Annotated in this window: 16 protein-coding genes; 10 read left to right on the forward strand and 6 right to left on the reverse strand. The window is 72.7% G+C overall.

The features are described 5' to 3' along the window. The coding region (locus VFJ21_02840) for an ATP-dependent Clp protease ATP-binding subunit (GenBank protein ID HET7406057.1) at nucleotides 1-2,084 on the forward strand (2,084 nt) is incomplete at its 5' end. A 71-nt stretch (nucleotides 2,085-2,155) separates the two neighbouring features. Here the strand turns inward: VFJ21_02840 and VFJ21_02845 are convergent. Then, nucleotides 2,156-3,022 carry an A/G-specific adenine glycosylase gene (locus tag VFJ21_02845; GenBank protein HET7406058.1) on the reverse strand — a complete coding sequence of 289 codons (867 nt, stop codon included), beginning with the start codon at nucleotides 3,020-3,022 and terminating at the stop codon, nucleotides 2,156-2,158. A 17-nt stretch (nucleotides 3,023-3,039) separates the two neighbouring features. Between VFJ21_02845 and VFJ21_02850 the strand changes: the two genes are divergently transcribed. The 3 genes from VFJ21_02850 to VFJ21_02860 all read left to right on the forward strand — a co-directional run bounded on the left by VFJ21_02850 (nucleotide 3,040) and on the right by VFJ21_02860 (nucleotide 6,222). Beyond that, nucleotides 3,040-3,702 carry a hypothetical protein gene (locus tag VFJ21_02850; GenBank protein ID HET7406059.1) on the forward strand — a complete coding sequence of 221 codons (663 nt, stop codon included), beginning with the start codon at nucleotides 3,040-3,042 and terminating at the stop codon, nucleotides 3,700-3,702. Between the two features lie 121 nt (nucleotides 3,703-3,823). Continuing rightward, complete coding sequence (gene cheB / locus VFJ21_02855; GenBank protein HET7406060.1) at nucleotides 3,824-4,882, forward strand: chemotaxis-specific protein-glutamate methyltransferase CheB; 1,059 nt, start codon at nucleotides 3,824-3,826, stop codon at nucleotides 4,880-4,882. Beyond that, on the forward strand, nucleotides 4,879-6,222 hold the full coding sequence (locus VFJ21_02860; protein ID HET7406061.1) for a CheR family methyltransferase: 1,344 nt from the start codon (nucleotides 4,879-4,881) through the stop codon (nucleotides 6,220-6,222). Before cheB ends, VFJ21_02860 begins: the two co-directional genes overlap by 4 nt. On the opposite strand, the gene VFJ21_02865 is transcribed toward VFJ21_02860, so the two are convergent. Further along, entirely contained in the window at nucleotides 6,184-7,680 is a 1,497-nt protein-coding gene (locus VFJ21_02865) for a DHA2 family efflux MFS transporter permease subunit (protein ID HET7406062.1), read from the reverse strand. The genes VFJ21_02860 and VFJ21_02865 overlap by 39 nt on opposite strands. Before the next feature lie 53 nt (nucleotides 7,681-7,733). On the opposite strand from VFJ21_02865, the gene VFJ21_02870 reads away from it, so the two are divergent. Continuing rightward, the gene (locus VFJ21_02870) at nucleotides 7,734-8,207 is read left to right on the forward strand and encodes a helix-turn-helix domain-containing protein (GenBank protein ID HET7406063.1); all 474 of its coding nucleotides are present in this window, start codon (nucleotides 7,734-7,736) and stop codon (nucleotides 8,205-8,207) included. Here VFJ21_02870 and disA read toward each other — a convergent pair. Genes disA through VFJ21_02885 form a run of 3 tightly spaced genes read right to left on the reverse strand, consistent with a single transcriptional unit; the run spans nucleotide 8,198 to nucleotide 11,454 of the window. Further along, nucleotides 8,198-9,283, reverse strand: coding sequence for a DNA integrity scanning diadenylate cyclase DisA (gene disA / locus VFJ21_02875; protein ID HET7406064.1), 1,086 nt, complete (start codon nucleotides 9,281-9,283; stop codon nucleotides 8,198-8,200). The genes VFJ21_02870 and disA overlap by 10 nt on opposite strands. A gap of 18 nt (nucleotides 9,284-9,301) precedes the next feature. Then, entirely contained in the window at nucleotides 9,302-10,669 is a 1,368-nt protein-coding gene (gene radA / locus VFJ21_02880) for a DNA repair protein RadA (GenBank protein ID HET7406065.1), read from the reverse strand. 47 nt (nucleotides 10,670-10,716) lie between these two features. Further along, nucleotides 10,717-11,454 (reverse strand): hypothetical protein, encoded by a 738-nt coding sequence (locus VFJ21_02885; protein HET7406066.1) that lies wholly within the window; start codon nucleotides 11,452-11,454, stop codon nucleotides 10,717-10,719. Nucleotides 11,455-11,501: 47 nt separating this feature from the next. Between VFJ21_02885 and VFJ21_02890 the strand changes: the two genes are divergently transcribed. The 5 genes from VFJ21_02890 to VFJ21_02910 all read left to right on the forward strand — a co-directional run bounded on the left by VFJ21_02890 (nucleotide 11,502) and on the right by VFJ21_02910 (nucleotide 15,818). Beyond that, nucleotides 11,502-12,344 (forward strand): sugar phosphate isomerase/epimerase, encoded by an 843-nt coding sequence (locus VFJ21_02890; protein HET7406067.1) that lies wholly within the window; start codon nucleotides 11,502-11,504, stop codon nucleotides 12,342-12,344. Between the two features lies 1 nt (nucleotide 12,345). After that, entirely contained in the window at nucleotides 12,346-13,266 is a 921-nt protein-coding gene (locus VFJ21_02895; protein ID HET7406068.1) for a proline dehydrogenase family protein, read from the forward strand. A 127-nt stretch (nucleotides 13,267-13,393) separates the two neighbouring features. Further along, nucleotides 13,394-13,705 (forward strand): rhodanese-like domain-containing protein, encoded by a 312-nt coding sequence (locus VFJ21_02900; protein HET7406069.1) that lies wholly within the window; start codon nucleotides 13,394-13,396, stop codon nucleotides 13,703-13,705. Between the two features lie 141 nt (nucleotides 13,706-13,846). Further along, nucleotides 13,847-15,037: a DUF222 domain-containing protein gene (locus VFJ21_02905; GenBank protein ID HET7406070.1), complete on the forward strand. Its 1,191-nt coding sequence runs from the start codon at nucleotides 13,847-13,849 to the stop codon at nucleotides 15,035-15,037. A gap of 115 nt (nucleotides 15,038-15,152) precedes the next feature. Next, nucleotides 15,153-15,818, forward strand: a complete 666-nt coding sequence (locus tag VFJ21_02910) for a hypothetical protein (GenBank protein HET7406071.1) — start codon at nucleotides 15,153-15,155, stop codon at nucleotides 15,816-15,818. Nucleotides 15,819-15,825: 7 nt separating this feature from the next. On the opposite strand, the gene VFJ21_02915 is transcribed toward VFJ21_02910, so the two are convergent. Further along, nucleotides 15,826-16,005, reverse strand: coding sequence for a hypothetical protein (locus VFJ21_02915; protein HET7406072.1), 180 nt, complete (start codon nucleotides 16,003-16,005; stop codon nucleotides 15,826-15,828). Nucleotides 16,006-16,502 lie beyond the last annotated feature (497 nt).

Raw genomic sequence — 16,502 nt, forward strand, 5'->3', positions numbered from 1 at the left:
AGGAGGGCGCGCCCGCCGGTGCCGGCGCGGCGGCCGGTGAGAGCGGCGGCCCGTCGGGCTCGCTCGTGCTCGACCAGTTCGGTCGCAACCTCACGCAGCTCGCGCGCGAGAAGAAGCTCGACCCGGTCATCGGGCGCGAGAAGGAGATCGAGCGGGTCATGCAGGTGCTGTCCCGCCGCACCAAGAACAACCCGGTGCTCATCGGCGAGCCCGGCGTCGGCAAGACCGCCGTCGTCGAGGGCCTGGCCCAGGCGATCGTCAAGGGCGAGGTGCCGGAGAACCTCAAGGAGAAGCAGCTCTACACGCTCGACCTCGGTGCCCTGGTGGCGGGCAGCCGCTACCGCGGCGACTTCGAGGAGCGGCTGAAGAAGGTCCTCAAGGAGATCCGCACCCGCGGCGACATCATCCTGTTCATCGACGAGATCCACACCCTCGTCGGGGCGGGTGCGGCCGAGGGCGCGATCGACGCCGCCAGCATCCTCAAGCCGATGCTGGCCCGCGGCGAGCTCCAGACCATCGGAGCCACGACCCTCGACGAGTACCGCAAGCACCTGGAGAAGGACGCCGCGCTCGAGCGCCGCTTCCAGCCGATCCAGGTCGGCGAGCCGTCGCTGCCCCACACGATCGAGATCCTCAAGGGCCTGCGCGACCGCTACGAGGCCCACCACCGTGTCTCGATCACCGACGCGGCCCTGGTCGCCGCCGCCACGCTGGCCGACCGCTACATCAGCGACCGCTTCCTGCCCGACAAGGCGATCGACCTTATCGACGAGGCCGGCTCGCGCATGCGCATCCGCCGGATGACCGCGCCGCCGGACCTGCGGGAGTACGACGAGAAGATCGCCGCCGTACGCCGCGAGAAGGAGAGCGCGATCGACGCGCAGGACTTCGAGAAGGCCGCGTCGCTGCGCGACAAGGAGAAGACGCTGCTCGGCGAGAAGGCCCAGCGGGAGAAGGAGTGGAAGGCCGGCGACATGGACGTCGTGGCCGAGGTCACCGACGAGGAGATCGCCGAGGTCCTCGCCACCTGGACCGGCATCCCGGTGTTCAAGCTCACCGAGGAGGAGACCTCACGCCTGCTCCGCATGGAGGAGGAGCTGCACAAGCGGGTCATCGGGCAGAACGACGCCATCAAGGCGGTCTCCCAGGCGATCCGGCGTACCCGCGCCGGGCTCAAGGACCCGAAGCGGCCGTCCGGTTCGTTCATCTTCGCCGGCCCGTCGGGCGTCGGGAAGACCGAGCTGTCGAAGACGCTCGCGGAGTTCCTGTTCGGCGACGAGGATGCGCTGATCCAGCTCGACATGAGCGAGTTCATGGAGAAGCACACGGTCTCGCGGCTGGTCGGGTCCCCGCCCGGCTACGTCGGCTACGAGGAGGGCGGGCAGCTCACCGAGCGGGTGCGCCGCAAGCCGTTCTCGGTCGTGCTCTTCGACGAGGTCGAGAAGGCCCACCCCGACGTCTTCAACACGCTGCTCCAGGTGCTCGAGGACGGCCGGCTCACCGACTCGCAGGGCCGCACGGTCGACTTCAAGAACACCGTGATCATCATGACGACGAACCTCGGCACCAAGGACATCGCCAAGGGCATGTCGATCGGTTTCTCGTCCGGTGACTCGTACAACACCGACTACGAGCGGATGAAGGCGAAGGTCCAAGACGAGCTCAAGACGCATTTCCGTCCGGAGTTCCTGAACCGCATCGACGACATCATCGTCTTCCACCAGCTCACCGAGGAAGAGATCGTCGAGATCGTCGACCTGATGCTGACCCGGGTCGACGGTGCGCTGAAGAACCGCGACATGGGCCTCGAGCTCACGGCGGCCGCCAAGGCGCTGCTCGCTAGGCGCGGCTACGACCCGGTGCTCGGCGCCCGGCCGTTGCGGCGCACGATCCAGCGGGAGATCGAGGACATCCTGTCCGAGAAGATCCTGTTCGGGGAGCTGACCGCCGGCCAGATCGTCGTCGTCGACGTCGAGCAGGTCGACGACGAGGAGCGCTTCACGTTCCGCGGTGAGGCCAAGCCCGTGGCGCCCGACGCGCCGCCGGTCGAAGCCGCATCGGGCGGCGGCGACCGCCCGGAGTAGGCGCTCCCGGAGCAACGCCAGCAGACGAGAGGGGCGGCATCCCACGGGGGAGCCGCCCCTCTCGCGCGCGTTCAGCCGGGCAGCGCGTAGCCGTCCGGCCGCGCGACCGCGAGACCATCGGCGAGCAACCCCGCCAGGGCGCGCTGCCGTTGCGCCGGGTCGTGCCACTCCGCGGCGAGTACAGACGCCGGGACGGGTGCGTCGGCCGCGCGCAGCACCGCGAGCAGCCGCCCGCGCACCTGCCGGTCGGTGCCGGCGTAGGTCTGCGGTCGGCGGCTCGGTCCGGCCGGCAGCTTCCCGCCGGCCGTGCGCCAGGCGCAGCGGTCGAGCAGCGGACACTCGGCGCAGCGGGGGGAGCGGGCCGTGCACACCAGCGCGCCCAGTTCCATCGACGCGGCGGCCCACCGGGCGGCGACGATGGGCTCTGCCGGCAGCAGCCGCTCCGCGCGTCGGGTCTCGGCGGCCGTGAGGGTGGCAGCGGCGTCGGGTTCGCCGCCGACGGCGCGGGCCAGCACCCGGCGGACGTTGGTGTCGAGCACGACGTGGCGCCGGCCGAACCCGAACGACGCGACGGCCGCCGCGGTGTAGCCACCGACCCCGGGCAGCGCGCGCAGGTCGTCGTAGCCCGAGGGCACCTCGCCCCCGTGCCGCGCGACGATCTCCTGCGCCGCGGCGTGCAGCCGCAGGGCCCGGCGCGGGTAACCCAGCCGGCCCCACAGCCGCACCGCCTCGCCCGACGGCTCGGCGGCCAGCGAGGCGGGTGTCGGCCAGCGGTCGAGCCAGGCGGTGTAGGCCGGAAGCACGCGGGCGACCGGCGTCTGCTGGAGCATGAACTCGCTGACCAGCACCGCCCACGGGCCGGCGTCGGGCCGCCGCCAGGGCAGGTCTCGGGCGGCCTTGTCGTACCACTCGATGGTCGCGGTGACGAGCCCGTCCACCCCCGTAGCATGCACGGGTGGACCTTGGCCCGCTGCTGCATCCTGTCGGGCCGCACGATCCCGGGGTCTACTGGCGCCGCCGGCTGATCCTTCTCCTCGTCGTGGTGGTGGTGATCATCGCCATCGTCGCGGCGACGTCGGGAGGGGGCGGTGACACGGCAACGGTTGCCCAGCAACCTCCGCCGTCCAGCCACCCGCCGACCTCCGGCCCGTCGCCGTCGGCATCCGCCGGCCCCGCGCACGTCACGACCGGGACCCCGGCGCCGACCACGTCCGCGGCGGGCGCCACCCCGGCCGCGTGCTCCGTCGATGCGCTGCAGCTGCAGGCGAAGACCGACCAGGAAACCTATCCCGCAGGCGTCGAGCCCAAGCTGACGCTCGTCGTCACGAATCCGGGTCCCGCGCCGTGCCGCACCGATCTGGGCAGCTCGCAGCTCGAGCTGCGGGTGCTCTCCGGCACCGACCGGGTCTGGTCGAGCGACGACTGCGCGCCCGACGGCGCCGCCGAGCCGAGCGTGCTCCAGCCCGGGCAACCGTGGGCGGCCAGCCTGACCTGGTCGCGGACCCGGTCGGCACCCACGTGCCCCTCCGGTGAGCCCAAGGCGGACCCCGGCACCTACCGGCTCTACGCCCGCCTCGGCAACCGGCTCAGCGCACCGGCCGTCTTCCACCTCACCTGAGCCGGAGCCCCACTCACCTGCCGTCGGCTTCGCTCAAGATCGTCGCCTCAAGGGCGAGGGGCAACGCGACGACACCTCCACGAGGACCCATGTCGGGCCGTGGCAGGAGGGCGCCGTGGTGATGTCGTACGCCGCTGCCGCGCGCCCTGCCGGCGCGCCGTTGCGCGATGCCCTGCGGGTCCTGGTGGTCGACGACTCCGCGGTGCAGCGCCGGTTCCTGCGGCTGCTGCTCGACCGGTGCCCGGACCTCGCCGTCGTCGGTGAGGCGCGCAGCGGGCAGGAGGCCGTCGACCTCGTTCGCCGGCTCGGACCGGACGTCGTCGTCATGGACCTGGAGATGCCGCAGATGGACGGCCTCGCGGCGATCGAGACGATCATGGCGGCCAGCCCGACCCCGATCGTCGTGCACTCGGCCTACCTCGACGAGGCGCAGACCGCCGCCGCCCTGTCCGCCGGAGCGGTCGACGTCACGGCGAAGCCGGGCGCGGTCGACCCGTCGAACGTCGCCGACCTCGGTGCCGACCTCGTCGCCCGGGTCCGCACGGCCGCCCGGGTGCGGGTCATCACCCACCCACGCCGCCGGCTCGAGCCGCCCACTCGACCCGCGCCGGCGGTCGACATCGTCGTCATCGGCGCCTCGACCGGCGGCCCGCAGGCGCTGGCCGAGGTGCTCGGTGTGCTCCCGCCCGACTTCGGCGCCCCGGTGCTCGTCGTACAGCACATCGCGGAAGGCTTCGTCGCCGGGCTCGCCGGCTGGCTGAGCGGCCGGTGTGCCCTGCCCGTGCGCATCGCGAAGCACGGCGAGCGGCTGCAGCCGGGCGCCGTGCTGCTGGCGCCGAGCGGGCAGAACCTCGTCGTCCGCCCGGGCCTGCGGCTGTCGCTGGAGGACCCGCCCGTGACGCAGCACCACGTGCCCGGCATCGACGTGACGTTCGAGTCGGTGGCCGCGCAGTACGGCTCTCGCTCCCTGGGGGTGCTGCTCACCGGCATGGGCCGGGACGGCGCGCTCGGTCTCGCCACGATGCGGGCCGCGGGTGGGTCCACCCTCGTGCAGGACGAGCAGACCTCGACCGTCTACGGCATGCCGGCCGCCGCGGTCGAGGTCGGCGCGGCGGAGAACCAGCTGCCGTTGAGCGAGATCGGGCCGGAGGTCCTTCGGCTGTCACGGGGAGCGTCATGACGGTGCTCACCGACGCCGAGCACGGCCGGCTGGCCGCGCTGCTGACCGAGGCCGCGGGGCTGTCGTTCTACGGCCAGCGGCGCGAGGCGCTCGCCCACGGCGTGCGCGCGCGGCTCTCAGCCGTCGACTGCCCGTCGATCGACCGCTACCTGCGGCTCGTCGGCGACGACCCGGCCGAGCTGCAGGCCCTGCTCGATGAAGTGACCGTCCAGGAGACGCAGTTCTTCCGCAACCCGCCGCAGATTCGGGCGCTGCGGCGGCACGTGCTGCCGGAGGTCGTGCGCCGCGCCACCGCCGACGGCTCCCGTCGCATCCGGGTCTGGAGCGCGGGCTGCTCGACCGGCGAGGAGCCCTACACGGTCGCCATGCTGCTGCGCGAGCTGGTTCCGCCGGGCTCGCCGGGCTGGGACATCACCGTGCTGGCCACCGACATCTCCTCGCGGGCGGTCGAGGCAGCCCGCCGGGCCGTCTATGGCGCGCGGTCGCTGCGGCTCACCGACGACGTCGACCGGGACCGGTGGATGATTCCGGCGCCCGGCGCGACGCCCGCTTACGCCGTCCGTGACGAGGTGCGCGAGCTGGTCGACGTACGCCACCACAACGTCGTCACCGACGCGCCCCCGTGCGACCCGGGTGAGCTCGACCTGGTGCTCTGCCGCAACGTGACCATCTACCTGACCCGCGAGGCGACGAGGGCGCTCGTCCAGCGGCTGCACGGGTGCCTGCGCGACGGCGGCTACCTCTTCCTCGGCCACGCGGAAACCCTGTGGCAGGTCAGCGACGACTTCGCCCTGGTGCCGCTCGGTGACGCGTTCGTCTACCGGCGCATCGACGCGCCCGCGCCCGAGCGTCGCCAGGTGATCGCGGACCGGCGTACGGCGCAGGAGCCGTGGCCGTACCCCGAGCGCCGGGTGCGCCGGGCTCGCCGCGCACCTGGACCGCAGGACCGGCTCGACGCGGCGCGTGCCGCCGTCGCCGAGGGCAGCTACGCTCACGCCGCCGACCTCGCCCTCGAGGTCGCGACCGCCCATCCCCTCGAGCCGGCGGCGCACTACCTGCGCGGTCTGGCGCTGGCCACCGCCGGGGACGACGAGGAGGCGGTCGTCAGCCTGCGCAAGGCCGCCTACCTCGACCCGGGTCACGGGTTGGCGCACTTCGTGCTGGGCGGCGCCCTGGAGCGGCTCGGTCACGGGGCCGCGGCGGCGCTGTCCTACCGGACCGCCGCCCGGGCGCTGGCAGCCCGCCGGCCCATCGAGTGGGCCGACGAGCTCGGCGGTCGCGAGCCCGCCGAGCTGGCCGACCTAAGCCTGCGGCTCGCTGCTCGCGCGGAGTCCGCCTAACAGGTCGGCCGGCGCGCCGGCGCCGGGCTGAGTCACCGAGCGCGCGCTCCGCAACATGAGGCTGAGCAGGCCGGCGCACAACGCGGCTCCCGCGGCATAGAGCCACAGGTGCCGGAAGTGCTCCAGCGCCGCGCCCGGACCGGTCGACGTCCCGAGGATCGCGACGAGCACGGCGATGCCGATGGCGCCACCGACCTGGCGGGCGGTCTGGTTGACTGCGCTTCCCACCGCGAACCGTGCCGGTTGCAGGCTCGACACCGCTGCGGCCGACAGCACCGGGAAGGTCAGGCCGATGCCGAGGCCGGTGATGATCGTCGCCGGCAGCCACTCGCGCAGGTAGTGCGGCTGCAGGCCGATCCGGGTGGCGTACCAGATCAGGCCGGCGGCGAACACCGCGAATCCGATCACCAGCACCCGGTCGAAGCCGTGCCGCGCGGCCAGCCGGCCGGCGCTGCGCGAGACGGCAGCGACGACGAGCGGCCCGGGGGTCACCGCCAGGCCCGCCCGCAGGATCGAGTAGTGCCAGACACCGGTGAGGAAGAGGATGTTGCCGAGGAGCAGCGCAAAGAAGCCCATTGCGTAGACCAGCGTGGCGGCGTTGGCGACCGCGAAGGACCGGTGCGCGAACAGCGTCAGGTCCAGCACCGGCTCCGGCTCGCGGGCGCAGCGCCGGACGAACACCGCGCCCAGCACGGCACAGGCGGCGAGCCCGCCTGCAACCCGCGGGTCGGCCCAGCCCCACGTCGGCCCCTCCGAGATCGCCAGCACGAGGCTCGACAGGCTCAGCGTCAGCAGCACGACTCCCGGATAGTCCGGGGCGGCAGGCGTCGCGACCCGGCGGTCGTCGGGCAGCGCCGTCCGCCCGGTCAGCCAGGTGGCGAGTCCGATCGGCACGTTCATGTAGAAAGCCCAGCGCCACCCGCCCGCATTGATGACGGCCGCGCCGAGTGAGGGTCCGGTGGCGACCGCGAGGGCGCCGATCCCGCCCCACATGGCCACCGCCTGCGACCGCGCGCTCGCCGGGAAGACGGTCAGCAGCAGCCCGAGCGACGCCGGCAGCAGCAGTGCGGCTCCGGTGGCCTGCACGACGCGGCCCGCGACGAGCAGGGGCACGCTCGGCGCGACGCCGCACAGTGCCGACGCCGCGGTGAAGACGGCCAGCCCGACGAAGAACACCCGCCGGCGGCCCAGGCGGTCCGCCGTACGTCCCGCCGTGACGAGCAGTGCGGCGTAGACGATCGCGTAGGCAGTGATCACCCAGGCGAGCGCCGCGGTCGAGTCGGCGGGGAACGACCGCAGCAGGGACGGGAACGCGACGTTCACGATCGACAGGTCCAGCGACGCCATGAACGCGCCCAGCGCGGTGACGGCGAAGACGAGGTTGCGCTGCCGGGTCGTCACGTCCGCGGCCAGGTCGGGAACGGCGGCCCTCGACGCCCGCGCAGTCAGTTCTGTCACGAGACGCACCGTAGGCTATGGAGTTCTATGACGCAACCCACTAGTCTGTAGGCATGGAGCGCAAGAGCTTCGCCGGGATGGCGTGCTCGGTCGCCCAGTGCCTCGAGGTCGTCGGCGAGTGGTGGTCGATGCTCATCGTCCGCGATGCGTTCCTGGGCGTGACGCGCTTCGACGACTTCCAGCAACGGCTGGGGATCTCGCGCAACGTGCTCAACCAACGGCTGACGAAGCTCGTCGACAGCGGCATCCTCACCAAGGTCGCCTACAGCCAGCGCCCGCCGCGCTACGACTACCGGTTGACCGACAAGGGCCGCGATCTGTGGCCGGTGCTGACAGCCATGCGCCAGTGGGGGGATGCCCACGCGGCGCCGGCCGGACCGCCCGTGCAGGTGGTCCACGGCCGCTGCAACCACGTCAGCGAGGCGGTGATGGTCTGCTCGCACTGCGGCGAGCGGATGATGGCCCGCGACGTGCGCGCCGTTCCGGGACCGGGTGCCCGCGGGCTCGGCCTCCCGGTTCAGACGTAGCGCTCGAGGATCGACGACTCGGCGAGCCGCGACAACCCTTCGCGTACGCCGCGGGCCCGGGCTTCGCCGACGCCTTCCACGGCCTGCAAGTCGTCGACCGTCGCGGCCAGCAGCTTCTGCAGGCCGCCGAAGTGCTCGACGATGCGGTCGACCACCGCGCGGGGCAGGCGCGGCACCCGGGCGAGCAGCCGGTAGCCGCGCGGGCTCACCGCCGCGTCGAGGCCCTCGGCGCCCCCGGCCAGGCCGACGGTGCGGGCGATCGCGGACAGCTCCAGCAGGTCGGTGGCGGACAGAGCGTCGAGGTCGGTGAGGACGTCGTCGACGGTGCGCGCTTTGCGCCCCGTCGCCGGCGGCAGGTAGTCGCGCACGACCAGCTCGCGCTCCTGCTCGACCCCCGCCATCAGCTCTTCGAGCTGCAGGGAGAGCAGCCGGCCATCGGTGCCGAGCTCGACGACGTAGCCCTCGATCTCGCCGGCGATGCGCCGCACCATCTCCAGCCGCTGGCTGACCGCCATCGCGTCGCGGACCGTGACCAGGTCCTCGATCTCCAAGGCGGACAGCGTGCCGCTGACCTCGTCGAGCCGCAGTTTGTAGCGCTCGAGCGTGGCCAGCGCCTGGTTGGCTCGGGACAGGATCGCTGCCGAGTTGTCGAGCACGTAGCGCCGGCCGTCGACGTAGAGCGCGATGATGCGCATCGACTGGCTGACCGAGATGACCGGGTGGCCGGTCTGCCGGGCGACCCGCTCGGCGGTGCGGTGACGGGTGCCGGACTCCTCTGTCGGGATCGTCGGGTCGGGCACCAGGTGGACGGCAGCGCGGACGATGCGCTCGAGGTCGTCGTCGACCACGATCGCGCCGTCCATCTTGGCCAGCTCGCGCAAGCGGGTCGCCGAGAACTCCACGTCGAGCGGGAACCCGCCGGTGCACAGCGCCTCGACCGCGCGGTCGTAGCCGAGCACGATCAGGCCGCCCGTGTTGCCGCGCAGGATCCGCTCCAGGCCGTCGCGCAGGGCGGTGCCGGGCGCGACCGCGGCGAGCACCGTGCGCAGCTGGTCCTGGCCTTCGGCCCGGTCGATCGGCGCCACGGGGCAAGTCTAGGGGCGCGAGCCGCGCGCAAGCCCGAGGCGAGTGAGCGCGGCGGCGACGTCGGCGACCTCGACGACGCGCAGGCCCGCCGGCACGTGGCCGGGATCGCCGGGAACCAGGGCGTGGGTGAAGCCGAGCCGTGCCGCCTCTGCGAGTCGCCGGCCCAGCCCCGTGACCGGCCGCACCTCCCCTGCCAGCCCCACCTCCCCGGCGGCGACGAGGCCGGCCGGCAACGATCGGTCGCGGATCGAACTGGCCACGGCGAGGGTCACCGCCAGGTCGGCGGCCGGCTCCGCGAGCCGGACCCCGCCGACGGTTGCGGCATAGACGTCGCGGCCGGACAGCGGCAGGCCCGCACGCCGGTCGAGCACGGCGAGGACCATCGCCAGCCGTGCACCGTCGAGCCCGCTGGTGGTGCGCCGCGGTGACGCGATGTCGTTGCCACCGACGAGCGCCTGCACCTCGGTGACCAGGGCGCGGCGCCCCTCGACGGCGACGGTCACGCAGGTCCCGGGGACCGGCTCTGCGTGCCGTGACAGGAACAACCCGCTCGGGTCGGGCAGCTCCTCGACGCCGTCGTCGGTGAGGTCGAAGCAGCCGACCTCGTCGGCCGGGCCGAAGCGGTTCTTGACCGTGCGGACCAGCCGGAGCCGTGAGTGCCGGTCGCCCTCGAAGTGCAGCACGACGTCGACCATGTGCTCGAGCAACCGCGGCCCGGCGACCGAGCCGTCCTTGGTCACGTGCCCGACGAGCACCGTCGCGATGCCGCGCTCCTTGGCGATCCGGGTCAGCGCCGTCGCGGTCTCGCGCACCTGGGTGACGCCACCCGGGCTGCCGTCGACCCCGGCCGAGCCGATCGTCTGCACCGAGTCGACGATCAGCACGGCCGGCGACACGGCCTCGATGTGGCCGAGGACGGTCGCCAGGTCGGTCTCCGCCGCCAGGTAGAGGTCGGGCGAGAGCGCACCGATGCGCCCGGCCCGTAGCCGCACCTGGGCGGCGCTCTCCTCGCCCGTGACGTAGAGCACCCGTTGCCCGCACCGGGTTGCGGCCGCCAGCAGCAAGGTCGACTTGCCCACGCCCGGCTCACCGGCGAGCAGCACCACCGCGCCGGGCACCAGGCCGCCGCCCAGCGTGCGGTCGAGCTCCCCGACGCCGGTCGGGCGGGCCTGCGCCGCCTGGCCGTCGACCTGCGCGATCGGCACTGCCGGGCTGGCGGACTGCACCGGCACGACGCTGCGCAGCTGGCGCACCCCGCGCTCGGCGACCGACCCCCAGGCCTGGCACTCCGGGCAGCGGCCCACCCACTTGGCCACCTCGTAGCCGCACTCCTCGCAGCGGTAGGCCGGCCGCTCGCGCACGTTGCTCTTCGCCATACCGCCGGACGCTACGGGCCGGCACCGACAGTCGGCGGTCGCGACACTCAGCCTGTGGAGGCCGGGTGCGCGGCGGCCGGGCCGCCGGCGGCCAGCACCTCGTCGCAGTGCCCGGCCAGCACGGCGTACGCCGCAGCGCCCATCATCTCGGTCAGCTCGGCCGCATAGGTCCGGAACAGCGGCGCGCCCGCGCGGTGCGCCTCCGTCGAGGAGGTGCACCACCAGGTCAGGTCGTGGCCGCCGGGGCCCCACGCGCGGCGGTCGTACTCGCCGATCGTCGCCACCAGCACCTTGGTGTCGTCGGGACGCTCGACCCAGTCGAACTGGCGGCGGATCGGCAGCTGCCAGCAGACGTCGGGCTTCGTCTGCAGCGGGTGGCGACCCGTGCGCAGCGCCATCGCGTGCAGTGCGCAGCCGGCGCCGGCGGCGAAGCCCGGCCGGTTGAGGAAGATGCAGGCGCCGTCGACCGTGCGCGTGCGCCGCTTCCCGTCGTCGACGGTCGTGATGCCGCGTCGCCCCGCGGCCCGGTGCTGCCACTCCTCGCCGGTCAGCTCGGCGGCGGCGGCCCGCACCCGTTGCTCGTCGGCCCGGTCGCTGTAGAACGCGCCGTGCGAGCAGCAGCCGTCGTGGGCGCGGCCCGCCACGATGCCGTGGCAGCCCGCGCCGAACACGCACGTCCACCGGGACAACAGCCAGGTGACATCGCAGCGGAAGACGTTGTCCGGGTCGGCCGGATCGGCGAACTCGAACCACTCCCGCGGGAAGTCGAGCGGGACCTCCAGCATGGCTTTCAGCGTAAGGAGTGGCGCCGGCGCGCCGATACCCTGCCGTCGTGAGCAGCGTCCGGGTGCCGGCGGCGAAGGTCGCGCTGTCGACCGCGTCGGTCTACCCGGAGTCGACGGCGAGCGCCTTCGAGATCGCGGCGCGGCTGGGCTACGACGGCGTCGAGGTCATGGTCTGGACCGATCCGGTGAGCCAGGACGTCGACGCGCTCGCCCGGCTCGCCGACTACCACGCGATCCCGATCCTCGCGGTGCACGCGCCCTGCCTGATCATCACCCAGCGGGTCTGGGGCCCCGACCCGTGGGCGAAGCTGGTCCGCGCCCGGCGGGCGGCGGAGACGCTCGGCGCCGACACGGTCGTGGTGCACCCGCCCTTCCGTTGGCAGCGCGACTACGCCCGCGAGTTCGTGGCCGGTGTCGGGCACATGGCCGAGGAGACCCACGTCCGGTTCGCCGTCGAGAACATGTTCCCGCTGCGTGCCCGCGGCCGGTCGGTCACGCCCTACGCCCCCGACTGGGACCCCACCGCCGAGGACGTGCCGTACTTCACGATCGACCTGTCGCACACGGCGGTCTCGGGATCCGATGCGCTGGAGATGGCCGGCGTCATGGGCTCGCGGCTGGCCCACGTGCACATCGCCGACGGCACCGGCGGCCCGCGCGACGACCACCTCGTCCCCGGGCGTGGCACGCAGCCCTGCGCCGACCTGCTCGGGCGGCTGGCGCTCGGCGGGTTCGAGGGCACGGTCGTGGTCGAGGTCAACACGCGCCGGGCCGAGGGCCGGGCCGAGCGGGAGGCGGATCTCGCCGAGGCACTCGCCTTCACCCGGCTGCACCTGGCCGCCCCCCACGACACCGACACGTCGGCCTGGCTGCGGCACCGACGGGCGTGACGTGCTGCGGCAGCTGATCCTGGCGGCGTCGCGATCGCCCGCCGTGGCCCGCACCGTCGCAGGCTCGCGGGCCACCCGCGGGATCGTCGACCGGTTCGTCGCGGGGCAGACCGTCGACGACGCGGTCCGGGTCGCCCGGCTGCTGGCCGCCGACGGCCTCAGCACCTCGCTCGACCACCTGGGCGAGGACGTGCACGACCCCGCCCAGGCACGTGCCGCCGCCGACGCCTGCGTCATGTTGGTCGAGCGGCTGGCCGCTGCGGGCCTGACCGGGCGGGCCGAGGTGTCGGTCAAGCTGTCCTCGCTCGGCCAGGCGCTCGACCCGGCGCTTGCGCTGGAGCAGGCCGGCCGGGTCTGCGCCGCGGCGGCTGCCGCCGGCACCACGGTCACCGTCGACATGGAGGACCACACGACGACCGACGGCACGCTGGCCGCGGTGGCCGAGCTGCGCCGCGAGTGGCCGTGGGTAGGTGCGGTCGTCCAGGCGCAGCTGCGCCGCTCCGAGGCCGACTGCCGGGAGCTGGCCACCGCGGGGAGCCGGGTGCGGTTGTGCAAGGGCGCCTACCGGGCTCCGGGCGACGAGGGCTTCCTTCAGCGACGTGACGTCGACCGTTCCTACGTTCGCTGCCTGCGGGTGCTGCTGGAGGGTCACGGCTACCCGATGGTCGCCACCCACGACCCGGCGTTGTTGCGGGTCGCCGATGCGCTGGTGCGGCGCATCGGACGCGAGCGCGGCAGCTACGAGTACCAGATGCTGTACGGCGTACGCCCGGACGAGCAGCGCAAGCTGTCCGGCCGCGGCGAGACGGTGCGGGTCTACGTGCCCTACGGCGGCGAGTGGTACCCCTACCTGATGCGCCGCCTCGCCGAGCGTCCGGCCAACGTCGCGTTCTTCCTGCGCAGCCTCGCCGGCACGTCGTGAGACCTGGGGTGGCCTGTCCCTTGCCGATTGCCCGCTCACGATCTGTCCGCTTTCCACTTGTCCGCCCGTGAGGGGATCCGGAGGGGCCGCTGGACCCCTCGACGGCCGGACAAGTGGAGATGGACCGGTGTACAAGGACATCTCCGTGCTCGAGGCGGTACGCCTGACGGCCGGCGACGGCGCGGTGCTGCTCGACGTGCGCGAACCTGACGAGTGGCGCGCCGTGCGCGCGCCCGGGGCGCTGCACATCCCGATGGGGCAGCTGCCGAGCTCGGCGGACCGGCTCCCGCCGAGCGGGCTGATCGCGTGCATCTGCCACGTCGGGGGTCGCTCGGCGGTGGTCGCGGAGGCCCTGGTCCGCGCCGGTTATGACGCGGTCAACGTCGCCGGCGGCATGGACGCGTGGGAAGCCGCCGGCCTCCCGACCGAACGCGGTTGAGGCGTGTCGAGCCGAAGGCGTCCGGCTGAGGGCGCTCTGCTCTGCGTCGTAGTCAAGCAGCGTCCTCGACGGTAATTCTTCTTTGTTCACAGGCGTTTCCGGCTGGCCGGAATTGTCGGTGGCGGCGCGTAGTGTCGGTTCATGGGGAACCTGGCGAGTGCGGTCGACGAGCTGGCGGCGGTGGATGCCGCCGGGCTGTCGGATGCCGCGCTGGCCGAGGACATCGTGGAGATCGACCGCCAGATCAACCGGTTGACCGCAGTGAAGCTGGGGCGGTTGGAGCGGCTGGATCGGCGCGGGACGACGGCCGCCGAGTTCGGGTCGACCGCGGCCTGGCACCGGGCGGCCGGCCGGTTGTCACCGTTGGTGGCGGGCCGGGAGGTGCACCTGGCCCGCGACCTGGCCGACAGGCTGCCGGCGACGGCGGCGGCGCTGGCCGATGGTGCCATCAGCGCGGTGCATGCGCAGGTGATCGCGGCGCTGCGGCGCGACGTGCCGGCCGAGCCGATGGCCGCCGCCGAGCCGCACATCGTGGAGCTGGCCCGATCACTGGACCCGGCACAGCTGCGCCGGGCGCTGGCGCACATCCGCCACCAGTACGCCCCGAACCGGCTTGCTCAGGACGAGGCGGATCTGTGGGCCGAGCGGCGGCTGACCATGTCCAGCACCCTGGACGGGTTGGCCACCGGGCACTGGTCCGCCGATGCGGCCAGTCAGGAGCTGATCGCGACCGCGATCCATGCCGCCTGCCCACCGGTCAGCGGTGATGACCGCACTGCGTCGCAACGCCGGTTCGACGGGCTGCTCACGGTCTGCGAGCTCGCTCTGCGCAGCGGCAGGCTGCCGGACACCGGTGGGGTGAAGCCGCACGTCAGCGTGCTGGTGGCGGTCAACACCTTGGACGGCCAGCCGGGCAGCGACGCCGCCGCGCTCGCCTTCGGGGAGCCGTTGTCTGGTTCCGGCGCCCGCCGGATCGCCTGCGACGCGGCGATCAGCCGGATCGTGCTCGGCCCGCGGTCAGAGGTGCTCGACGCCGGTCGGGCCATCCGCGGCTTCCCTGCGGCGATGCGCCGAGCGATCGTCGCCCGCGACCGGCAGTGCATCTGGCCGGGCTGCGACGCCCCGCCCGGCTGGTGCGACGCCCACCACATCCAGCACTGGGCCCTCGGCGGCCGCACCAGCATCGACAACGGCGTGCTCGTCTGCGGCCGGCACCACGACCGCATCCACCACCAGAACCTTGCCATCGTCCGGCTAGCCGACGGGCGTTACAGCGTCGACCGAAGACGGGGCAGTGACACCCAAGACCGTGGCGAGCCCGACGACCCGTAAGCACGCTTACAGTCGGCGGCAATCCACGGCCTGAGCGACTGCATCCGGCGCTATTCGCCATCCGAGATTGGGGCGCGCCGCCGTGGTTTCGGAGACCCTGCGGCACGATTGACCGATGTCGCCAGCCCCCGCCCGCGAAGACCTGCTTCCGGTCAGCACGGGCAACCATTGCCTGTTCTGCGGGTCGAGGGACTGGACGTGGGTCTATCTGCTCGGGAACGAACCCGACTGGATCAAGCAGTTGGGCTGGACGTTCGGCTGGCACGTCTTCATGTGCGATGCCTGTCACGACTACTACGAGGGCGGTGACGACGCCTCGCTAGTTCGCGCCCACCTCAACCAGCCGGAACCCGAGGCCGACGAGTCCGAGGCAGTCCAGTGGGTGCGCGTGGTGCGTGCCCGACAGTCTGAGCCCGCGATTCCACGAGCCGAGGCCATCGTCCCTGGAGTTGACGATCTTGTGCGTGAGGGATTCACGCCTATCGAGAACTTGACCGGCGCCCACGAACTAGCCGTCGTCTGGCCTGAGGCGCATCGGCGATCCATTCCTGAAGTTCGGGCATGGGCTTTGGAGGATGAGGCGTTGCAGGGCCGTCTGTGGGCGGTCAGGCCCCCCTGGCCAGGATGGACGTTCGATGACGTGTTCACCTACCTGTGGTCACTGGTCGACCACTACCAGGAACCCCAGCAGCGACTCGACGCAGCAGCGAAGGCACTCCACGCCGACGAGTCTGAGGCGCGGCAGCAACTCCAGCGAGCGCGGGCACGAGACGACAGGTAGGTGCCGTTCAGCGCAGGACGGCGATAACGACAACCACCGCGATCAGAACAAGGAGCCCCAGCAGGGCCACAAGAGCCCCGGCCAACAACGGCGACCGACCCGGCCGGCGGCGGAAGTTGACGAGTCGATCGACGAACAACCCCATGGGGTTCCAGTACTGGCGCTCGTCGTCGCCGATCGTCGGCATGCGCGGAGGGTACGCGGATGTCCGAATGGATGTGCCGTTAGCCGTCGAACTGACTGCCCCACTGGGAGACTGGGCGCATGAACGAGCGGAGGCATCAGCGTGCGGCTCAGTGGAAAGCCATGAGCCTTGACGAACGCGTCGCGAAGTGGCGTCGGCTTGCCATTTGCAACACGATCGCCGCTGCCATCGTGGTGGGTGCAGTGTGGGCGTTCGCCTCGCCAGTCCTAGCGGCTGTGGTGACGGCCATCATGGTCGTCGCCGTTGTTGACATCTGGTTCCTGGCCCGACGTACTGGCAGGACCGGGAACCCGTTTCTGCGGGCTGCCCCGAAGTCAGGCGGCGGCGGATAGGTGCCCATAGGCGACAGCAGTCGCGCCGAGGCCGAGACACACCTAACGACAGCTGCAGCCGTGGGCCTCGTACACCGGACGTCCCACGGCCGTGGTGAATCACCGGCGTTCTAGTGCAGCGGCGCGGTCGACCGGCCCGCGGCTTTC

This window comes from Mycobacteriales bacterium (genome assembly GCA_035690485.1).
In the GTDB taxonomy this organism is placed as follows: domain Bacteria; phylum Actinomycetota; class Actinomycetes; order JAFAQI01; family DASSKL01; genus DASSKL01.

Bases quoted from the DNA above. Each gene is read 5' to 3' on its own strand.
- cheB (HET7406060.1), top strand. From the start codon at position 3,824: ATGTCGTACGCCGCTGCCGCGCGCCCTGCCGGCGCGCCGTTGCGCGAT.
- VFJ21_02860 (HET7406061.1), top strand. From the start codon at position 4,879: ATGACGGTGCTCACCGACGCCGAGCACGGCCGGCTGGCCGCGCTGCTG.
- VFJ21_02870 (HET7406063.1), top strand. From the start codon at position 7,734: ATGGAGCGCAAGAGCTTCGCCGGGATGGCGTGCTCGGTCGCCCAGTGC.
- radA (HET7406065.1), bottom strand. From the start codon at position 10,669: ATGGCGAAGAGCAACGTGCGCGAGCGGCCGGCCTACCGCTGCGAGGAG.
- VFJ21_02885 (HET7406066.1), bottom strand. From the start codon at position 11,454: ATGCTGGAGGTCCCGCTCGACTTCCCGCGGGAGTGGTTCGAGTTCGCC.
- VFJ21_02905 (HET7406070.1), top strand. From the start codon at position 13,847: ATGGGGAACCTGGCGAGTGCGGTCGACGAGCTGGCGGCGGTGGATGCC.
- VFJ21_02910 (HET7406071.1), top strand. From the start codon at position 15,153: ATGTCGCCAGCCCCCGCCCGCGAAGACCTGCTTCCGGTCAGCACGGGC.
- VFJ21_02915 (HET7406072.1), bottom strand. From the start codon at position 16,005: ATGCCGACGATCGGCGACGACGAGCGCCAGTACTGGAACCCCATGGGG.